Origin of the sequence: Tunicatimonas sp. (assembly GCF_049647865.1) — a bacterium.
Lineage (GTDB): Bacteria > Bacteroidota > Bacteroidia > Cytophagales > Cyclobacteriaceae > Tunicatimonas.
The window spans coordinates 1-8,089 of the sequence record NZ_JBARYM010000823.1; the positions used below are offsets into that span (position 1 = coordinate 1).

Sequence of the window (8,089 nt, forward strand, 5' to 3'; positions counted from 1 at the left end):
GGAAGTTTGTAGTGCAGCACCTCTACCGGTTGAAATGGAATTCCTGCAGCCTGAAAAGGATTTAAACCAATAGAGTACAAATCTATTTGTGGCACGCCCGGGTACTTTTTTTCAGCAAACACGTAGGAAAATTCTCGCTTAAGACTTTCTTGCACCCGAGGGTGGGCGTACACGGGCATTGACTGCTGCTGCAAAAAGTTAAAGCTCCGCACATCATCCATACCGGCGGTGTGATCTTTGTGCTCGTGAGTAAATACCAGCGCATCTAACTGCCGAATGCGATTAGCCAGCATTTGCTGACGAAAGTCGGGTCCAGAATCAATGACAATACTTTTTTCATCTACCTGAAGGTGTACGGAAGTACGCAGGCGCTTATCGCGAAAATCTACCGAGGTACACACCTCGCAACTGCACCCAATCACTGGCACGCCTTGGGAGGTGCCGGTACCTAAAAATGTTACTTTCAAAGGGGATTGGGTATTTCCAATAACTCTACTAATAGTTTTTGTTGCTTAGGCGATAGCTTTTCCGGATCAATATCCAGCTGACGAACAATTTCTAGCAGGCAGTTTATTTTTCCTTCCAGCGTATAGTACTTGTTAACGATAACTAGGCAGGTATCACGCAGTATGCAATAGCCCGATTTAAAGTTTCCTTTCTCGTAGCGCAAAACATAACCCGACTCATTCAGTAAATCTTCAAGTTTGCGAAGGTAGTGAGGGGTGTATTTTATTTGCATAGTCTTTTAGTCTACAGTCAATGGTCAACAGTCCACAGTGCTGGTAATGACTGGTGAATAATGATAAATATAGGCAGTTCGTCATTATTCATTCTCTGATCATTGCTCTCTCTACCTTTTACCCTTCTACCGTTTACCGTTTACCGTTTACCGTTATTCCGTATGTTTTTTTACTACTTCTACTAAATGGTCGAAGTTAATGGGTTTGGGAATGTATTCATCCATACCTGCTTTTTCAAAATCCTCTTCGGTATAATTGCTAGCATTGCCGGAAATAGCGATAATCGGCACCTGAGATTTCTTGTCATCATCCATATTGCGGATTTGCTTGCTGCATTCCATACCATTCATTTTGGGCATATTGATATCCATTAGAATGATATCGTAATTTTTCTGCTTCAGCATATCCAATACTTGCTGACCATCGCGGGCCGACTCAATATCGTAATTTTGGAACTGAAGAACTTTCTTTGTTAGGTTCTGTATTACCGAACTATCTTCGGCTACGAGCACTTGCTTTCTATCGGCCATAATCTTAATTTTTCTGGTTGATACATAGGTTATTCTTGGTAACTATCTTGGAATCGGACAAATTCCTGAGTGAGAGTTTTAAAATCTTGATGAAGGTTATTTCGGTTGTTTTCTTTTAAATTTGATTCGATGAGTTTAGCATAATGCGCAATACTTTCCAAACCCAAAGTACCAGCATTACCCTTTAATGTGTGCAATTTAGATAAAATTTGCTGATAATTACGGTTTTCTATTCCATCAGCCGCATCGGCTAGTAATTCTTTCGCTTCCATTTCAAACTCTTGCAGACTTTCTACTACCAGTTCATTGCCACCGTATTTCTCCAGCATTTTCAATGTATCCCAATTGATTAGTTGTTGCGAACCGTTAGCCACCTCATCTTCGGAAGCAACAGATGCTTCCCCTTCTTGATCCAGTCCGAGTAAATCGGCGGTTTTGGTAATAATATTTTTTCGGATAGGCTTGGCCAGATAATCATCCATACCAGCCTCCATAAATTTTTCTTTATCGCCCGGCAAGGAATACGCTGTGAGTGCCACAATGGGAGGAGTATTAGGAAGATCCATAGCCCGGATATGCCGAGTAGCTTCAATCCCGTCCATTCCAGGCATCTGAATATCCATATAAATAACATCAAATACTTGCTGTTGCACTATGCTAATTGCCTCCTTACCACTACTAGCGAGGGTTACATCGCAGCCACTTTTCTTAAGCATCTGGCACACCACTTTACGATTGATAGCATTATCATCAACGACCAAAATTCGTGGCACAACATCCGTAAAATAAATAATACTAGTTTCAGATGAAGTTTGCTGAATTTCATCGGCTTGAGCCGCTTTAGCGACAAATGTAAACCAGAAAGTACTCCCTTGCTTAGGTTCGGAATACACTCCAATAGTACCCTGCATCAAACTAGTGAGTTGCCGAGCAATTGACAAGCCCAATCCAGTACCTTTGTACTTCTTGGAGGTTGAAGGATCTACTTGGTTAAAGCTCTCAAATAACTCATCTTGGTCTTTTTGAGATATGCCAATACCTGAGTCTTGTACTGAAATTTTAATGATGTGTTTATTGGCTATATCCAAATCTTTATTTTCAGCGGCAACCTCTTCTACCCGAACGGTCACCTGCCCGCGCTCCGTAAATTTAATGGCGTTGGAAGTAAGGTTGGATAGTATTTGCAGCAGCCGGGTTTCGTCTACCCAGAAATACTTAGGCAATCCTGCTTCAAACTGGTACTCAAACTGAAGATTTTTAGAGGCTGCCTGCTGGGCGAAAAGGTTATGATTTTTTTCTAGTATTCCTTCCAGTGGTAGAGCCGCTAAATACAACTGCATTTTACCGGCTTCTATTTTGGATAAATCCAGAATATCGTTCAAAATGGTGAGTAAAGTCTCCGAAGAATATTTAATGGTCTGCACATAATCAGCTTGTTCTTCATTTAAGCGAGTATCGGCTAACATATCCACCATACTAATCACCCCGTTCATAGGAGTGCGAATCTCGTGGCTCATATTTGCCAAAAAAGCCTCTTTTGCTTTTAACGACTGCTCAGCCACATCTTTTGCTTTCTGCAATGCACGAGTAGTTTCCTTAAGCTGGGTAATGTCACGTAGTACTCCCTCTATTTCAGTGGTCTTACCCGATAAGTTACCAACCAGTCGCACGTTGCATATACAAGGAATTAATTTACCGGATTTGCTAATAACAGTGGCCTCAAAATTCCGAACCCGCCTGTTTTTTACTAGTTGGCGGATAAGATTCTTCGTTTTCTTATCGTACAAGTAATAGTTCGTTATGTCTCGACCTTCTACCTCGTCTACCGCATAGGCCGCAAGTTCCTGCACTGAGGGGCTAACCAGAGTAATTGTTCCATCTAAGCGGCATCGGAAGTAAATGTCTTGAAATGACTCAAATATGGTTCTGAATTTTTCTTCACTTTCAGTAAGTGCTTGCTCCGACTGAAGACGCTGAGTAATATCATGCGCAATACCCGATATTTCACGAATACTTCCGTCCTCTCGGTAAATTGGGTTCAGGTAAACGGATTTCCAGACGACAACATCTTTACCGAACTTCATCTTAGATACAAAATGGGCGATGTCTCCCTCAAATACTTGCAAGTATTTATCCTTCCACTGGGTGAAGTATTGCTTTGTGGTTTTTTGGTCTAATGGATTGTATACCTCACCTAACATGGGTTCTACGCCGTAGTGAGAGTGAAATGTAGTCTTAAAATTATGATTGAAAGTAGTGAGACGTAAATCTTGGTCTACTGACCAAATGAGGTGCGTACTGCTTTCCAGAATAGCTTTTAATTGACCAGTGTAATCTCGTAAAGCTTCTTCGCTTCGCTTTCGCTCCACAATCAGCGCAATTTGCCCTGACACAAAATCAAGAAGTTCAAAATCATTGACGCCTACTTGATTGCCTTGGTCAAATTTTTGTAAAGCGAGAATGCCTACTACGGTGCCCCGAATTTTAAGCGGAATACCAATCCATATCTTGGGTACTTCCGGGGCACTGGGAATTTTCTCTGACCGCTGTAGTTCATAAATATCATCTTGGTGCAAGAATAGCGGATGATCTACAAGTACAGTGTAGTGACAAAGCGCTCTGAAAGCTTTATGCTGGTTTTCATCATTGTAACGCTTATTATCCTGGCTTTTTTCGTAGACGAAGTTTAACTGATCTTCTTGCCAGATAGCAATGGCTAAATCTTCAGTAGCTATGGTTTTATCCAGCTCCCGATGAATATTTGGATACAGGTTATCCAGATTGGGACTTTGTAGCACTAAATTCGTGATACTGTAGTATAAACTTCGAGCCTGATCAGCGCGCACCTGATCGCTGAGATCGTGAAATACCCCACGCACTTTCACTTTTCCATCCTGCAAGCTAGCGGTCAATGTACCGGAGGCATGAATAATCTCATTTTGGCTCGAGGCAAATACTACCCGAAAACTATCCGATTGATTTTGGGCTAAAGTTCTTTTCCAGTAGGTAACAAATTGTTCACGATAAGAGGGTGCAACAATATCGAATAGAGACAACTTCTCTATGTCAGCGTTCCGATACTTCAGCTTATCATGAAAAGTCTTGTTCGCCATCAAAATTACCCCTTCTTCGTTGGCTTCTACAATTAGATCGTACGCCCGATTGTAAAGCTCGGCTAACTGACGATTGCTTTGTTGTAGCTTTTTCCGAACTTGTTTGTGCTGGGTAATATCCTCCGCAATAATGGTGAGTCCCTGTTTCCCCTCCTGATGAAGAACAATACTCTGAAGGTTAATAGTTAGCTTATGGCCAAAAGAGGTACGGATGAACTGCTTAATACGGCTGGTTTCTTTCCGATCTTTGGTTAATGTAACAAACCGGTCGATGGTAATTTTCTTCCCTCTTACTGGTTCTAGCTCATCGAACAAATTCCGTCCTCTCATCTCATCCAGGGTTCTTCCCACTGCTCCCGCAAAAGCGTGATTACAATAAGTAACTTCCCCCACTTGATCGGTAGAAACGACCAATAACTCAGAATGCAGTAACGAATCCTGCAAGTGATTCAACGAGACTATAGCAGCTTGTTCTTCCCTTTTCATTCGGGCAATTTCTGCTTTTAGTTGCTGATTCTCTTGTTCTAATGATGATGGTTTCTCAATACTAGCCATAGAGAATTTATGGATTTTTTCAATTTACGGAATAAGCGGGTACAAATCCAAAGCTAGGCATTTCCCGTAATGCTGGTATGACCCAACCAACGCTTATCATGGTCGTAGGACCTACTGCCGTAGGAAAAACGAAAGTATGCATTCAGCTAGCACAACACTACCAAACTGAGATTATCTCTACCGACTCTCGGCAATTTTATCGTGAGATGACCATAGGGACGGCCAAACCGAATTTTAACGAATTAGCACAAGTTCCACATCATTTGGTGAATAGCCTGTCTATTACTCAAGACTACGATGTAAAGCAGTTCGAGCGAGATGCTTTGTCAAGCATTAAAAAACTATTTCATAAGTACCCGTTCGTTGTTGCTACCGGTGGCTCGGGCTTATACGTGAAAGCACTGTGCGAAGGAATAGATGCCATGCCTGATATTTCTGAAGAATCTCGCAGTTACTGGCAAGAACAATATGAAGCAAACGGATTAAAATTTTTGCTGGAAGAGCTACAACAGATCGATCCAACTTATTACGAACAGGTTGATCAACAAAACCACCGCCGAATACTGCGGGCTCTGGAAGTTTATCACAGTTCAGGGAGACCCTTTTCTGAATTTCGGAAGAAGCAAAAACATTCTAAGCCTCGTCCGTTTCAGATCATCAAAATTGGTATTACGATGGACCGAAATACACTCTATCAACGAATTAATCATAGGGTTGATCAGATGATAGAAGCTGGATTAGAAGCGGAGGCTAAGGTACTTGCGCCCTATCAGCACATGAACGCGCTGCGTACGGTAGGCTACCAAGAATGGTTTCCGTACTTTGCAGGACAATATGAGCGGGATGAAGCCATTCGCTTAATTAAACGTAACAGCCGACGCTACGCCAAACGACAATGGACGTGGTTTAATAAAGACCCGGAAATTAGTTGGTTTGATACCGATCTACTGAGTAGTCAATTACTGCCCCATCTTATTAAGCACATTGATATGCAAAACGTGAAATGTGAAATGTGAAATGTGAAAAGTTAGAAGCTGTGGACTGTGGACTATTAGCAATCAACCATTTAACAATTCAGCAATTTAGCCATCCATGCACCATAACTACTACTTTTTACGCCAACTCACCGATTCACTTCGATCTCATTTATTGGGTATGAAGTTAGGTGCCTGCTTTAGTCAGAATAAAGATGAACTGATTCTGGGATTCTATAGTGCTGCTAGCCAAAAAGAATTTTTTATTAAAGCACACTTTGCCTCTTATTTTTGTTGTCTACAATTTCCAGCTCAGTTTCATCGGGCTAAACGCAATAGCGTTGACCTATTTTCAGAGCTTTTAGATCAAAAACTTACTGAAATTCAGCAATTTGCTAACGAACGTAGTTTCTGGTTGCACTTTGGCGAACTAGGCTTACTGTTTAAAATGCACGGTAATCGAGCTAATTTACTGCTTACTAAAAACAACAAAGTAGTTGATGTTTTTCGGAATAGTTTGGCAAACGATCATTCGCTGAATATTTCTTCTCTTAACCGTTCGTTGACTGTAGACCGCGTTGCGTTTGATGCTGCCGGAGGGGATATTCGTCAGCTTTATCCCACATTTGGCAAGATTCCTTTGAGTTACTTACAGCAGCAGCGCTATGATGATAAATCTGCTGATGAACAGTGGGAACTGTTACAGTTGGCACTCACTACTCTAGAAAATCCCACCCAGTACTTTGTAGTTGAGTGGCAAGGCAAGTTGCATCTGAGTTTACTTCCGCTCGGTAATCTGATAACGCAATTTACCGAACCAATACCCGCCCTAAATGATTTTTTTCTTCGTAAAATCAAACGTATTCGGCTCGATAGCCTGAAAGGGAAATTGCTGCAAAAATTAGAGAAACAGAAAAAACAGAGTGAGCAATACATTCGGAAGAATCAACGCGCTTTAGCAAAGTTAGAGACTGGCCTCCAGCACCAACAAATAGCGGACATTCTGATGGCTAACCTTCATCAAGTTTCGACTGGAGTTACCGAAGTCGCGTTGTTTGATTTTTATCATGATCAAACGGTCAATATTAAGTTGAACCGTCAGCTTTCTCCTCAGAAAAACGCGGAACGTTATTACCGCAAGGCAAAAAATCAGAAAATAGAGGTGGATCAGCTTCGCAAAAATATTGACCAGAAAGAATCGCAGCTAATTGCTACGGAAGTTCACCTAGAGTATTTGGAACCACTGGATGATCTATCGGAAATTCGGCAGTACGCTGAGGAACATCAGTTACTGAGTGGAAAGGCAGAAGAAGAAAAGACTTTTCCCTTCCGAGTATTCAACCTAGATGGTTACGCCGTTTGGGTAGGAAAAAGTGCCAAAAATAACGATGAGCTAATTCGCAACTACGCTCATAAAGACGATCTGTGGCTGCATGCCAAGGATGTAACCGGCTCGCACATAATTATTAAACAGCAAGGCAATCAACCGCCTCCCCCCTACGTGGTGGAACAAGCGGCTCAAATCGCAGCGCACTACTCCAAACGAAAGAGTGATTCTCTCTGCCCCGTGATTGTCACTCCCCGCAAATACGTCCGAAAGTCCAAGAACCTACCACCGGGAGCCGTTATCGTTGACCGAGAAGAAGTATTGATGGTAGAACCTAAATTGCCAGAAGCTTAAATAGTAACGAAGTTTGACAATACTTGCCATTAGATGTATCCTAGTGTAACAGTTAAGTAACAAAGTAATGAATGTATCCCTTCCCTGATTTAGAGCAATTCGTGCAAGATAAGGTGAGCACTGGCCGCTATCGGTCATCTAGCGAAGTTGTTCGCGAGGCACTGCGTCTACTGGAAGAAAAAGACCAAGAACGGCATCACCGGCTTGAAGCCCTGCGAGCCGCTGAATATGGATAGCATTATTTCTGAGGCCCAAGCAGAACGAGCCGCGAAAAAAGCTTATTCAATAGGCAGTAATATTCAGATCGTTCGGGTGCTTCACGGAAGAAGAGATATGGAGAATTTATTTTAACCTAAAGTATTACTCAATCAACTCCATCTGCTCCTCAGTTATATCAGCGTTGTGATAAACCTTCGCTACGTCGTCATCGTCTTCCAACACATCAACTAGTTTCATTACACTGAGTAGGGCTTCGTCGTCAAGCGTTACGCTGGTG

The 8,089-nt window shown here is 42.1% G+C and carries 9 protein-coding genes; 4 read left to right on the plus strand and 5 right to left on the minus strand.

Annotated features, from left to right (window positions below):
- From WBA23_RS23810 to WBA23_RS23825, 4 genes are all read right to left on the minus strand, one after another.
- A partial coding sequence (locus tag WBA23_RS23810; protein ID WP_424584775.1) for an MBL fold metallo-hydrolase occupies positions 1–467 on the minus strand: 467 nt, incomplete at its 3' end.
- The gene (locus WBA23_RS23815; RefSeq protein WP_424584776.1) at positions 464–739 is read right to left on the minus strand and encodes a hypothetical protein; all 276 of its coding nucleotides are present in this window, start codon (positions 737–739) and stop codon (positions 464–466) included. The genes WBA23_RS23815 and WBA23_RS23810, both read right to left, overlap by 4 nt.
- 153 nt (positions 740–892) lie before the next feature.
- Positions 893–1,270 carry a response regulator gene (locus WBA23_RS23820; RefSeq protein ID WP_424584777.1) on the minus strand — a complete coding sequence of 126 codons (378 nt, stop codon included), beginning with the start codon at positions 1,268–1,270 and terminating at the stop codon, positions 893–895.
- A 29-nt stretch (positions 1,271–1,299) separates the two neighbouring features.
- Entirely contained in the window at positions 1,300–4,938 is a 3,639-nt protein-coding gene (locus tag WBA23_RS23825) for a PAS domain S-box protein (protein ID WP_424584778.1), read from the minus strand.
- A gap of 77 nt (positions 4,939–5,015) precedes the next feature.
- On the opposite strand from WBA23_RS23825, the gene miaA reads away from it, so the two are divergent.
- The 4 genes from miaA to WBA23_RS23845 all read left to right on the plus strand — a co-directional run bounded on the left by miaA (position 5,016) and on the right by WBA23_RS23845 (position 7,944).
- On the plus strand, positions 5,016–5,954 hold the full coding sequence (gene miaA, locus WBA23_RS23830) for a tRNA (adenosine(37)-N6)-dimethylallyltransferase MiaA (RefSeq protein ID WP_424584779.1): 939 nt from the start codon (positions 5,016–5,018) through the stop codon (positions 5,952–5,954).
- 76 nt (positions 5,955–6,030) lie between these two features.
- Positions 6,031–7,593 carry an NFACT RNA binding domain-containing protein gene (locus WBA23_RS23835; protein WP_424584780.1) on the plus strand — a complete coding sequence of 521 codons (1,563 nt, stop codon included), beginning with the start codon at positions 6,031–6,033 and terminating at the stop codon, positions 7,591–7,593.
- A gap of 71 nt (positions 7,594–7,664) precedes the next feature.
- Positions 7,665–7,829, plus strand: coding sequence for a type II toxin-antitoxin system ParD family antitoxin (locus tag WBA23_RS23840; protein WP_424584781.1), 165 nt, complete (start codon positions 7,665–7,667; stop codon positions 7,827–7,829).
- A complete protein-coding gene (locus WBA23_RS23845; protein ID WP_424584782.1) occupies positions 7,822–7,944 on the plus strand; it encodes a hypothetical protein in 123 nt (40 codons plus the stop codon). The genes WBA23_RS23840 and WBA23_RS23845 overlap by 8 nt, the downstream gene beginning before the upstream one ends.
- Positions 7,945–7,953: 9 nt before the next feature.
- Here the strand turns inward: WBA23_RS23845 and WBA23_RS23850 are convergent.
- Positions 7,954–8,089 (minus strand): YebC/PmpR family DNA-binding transcriptional regulator (locus WBA23_RS23850; RefSeq protein WP_424584783.1); only part of this gene is annotated, 136 nt, incomplete at its 5' end.

Excerpts from the sequence above, each read along its gene's own strand:
- WBA23_RS23815 (WP_424584776.1), bottom strand. The coding sequence starts at position 739 with ATGCAAATAAAATACACCCCTCACTACCTTCGCAAACTTGAAGATTTA.
- WBA23_RS23820 (WP_424584777.1), bottom strand. The coding sequence starts at position 1,270 with ATGGCCGATAGAAAGCAAGTGCTCGTAGCCGAAGATAGTTCGGTAATA.
- WBA23_RS23825 (WP_424584778.1), bottom strand. The coding sequence starts at position 4,938 with ATGGCTAGTATTGAGAAACCATCATCATTAGAACAAGAGAATCAGCAA.
- miaA (WP_424584779.1), top strand. The coding sequence starts at position 5,016 with ATGACCCAACCAACGCTTATCATGGTCGTAGGACCTACTGCCGTAGGA.
- WBA23_RS23835 (WP_424584780.1), top strand. The coding sequence starts at position 6,031 with ATGCACCATAACTACTACTTTTTACGCCAACTCACCGATTCACTTCGA.
- WBA23_RS23840 (WP_424584781.1), top strand. The coding sequence starts at position 7,665 with ATGTATCCCTTCCCTGATTTAGAGCAATTCGTGCAAGATAAGGTGAGC.
- WBA23_RS23845 (WP_424584782.1), top strand. The coding sequence starts at position 7,822 with ATGGATAGCATTATTTCTGAGGCCCAAGCAGAACGAGCCGCGAAAAAA.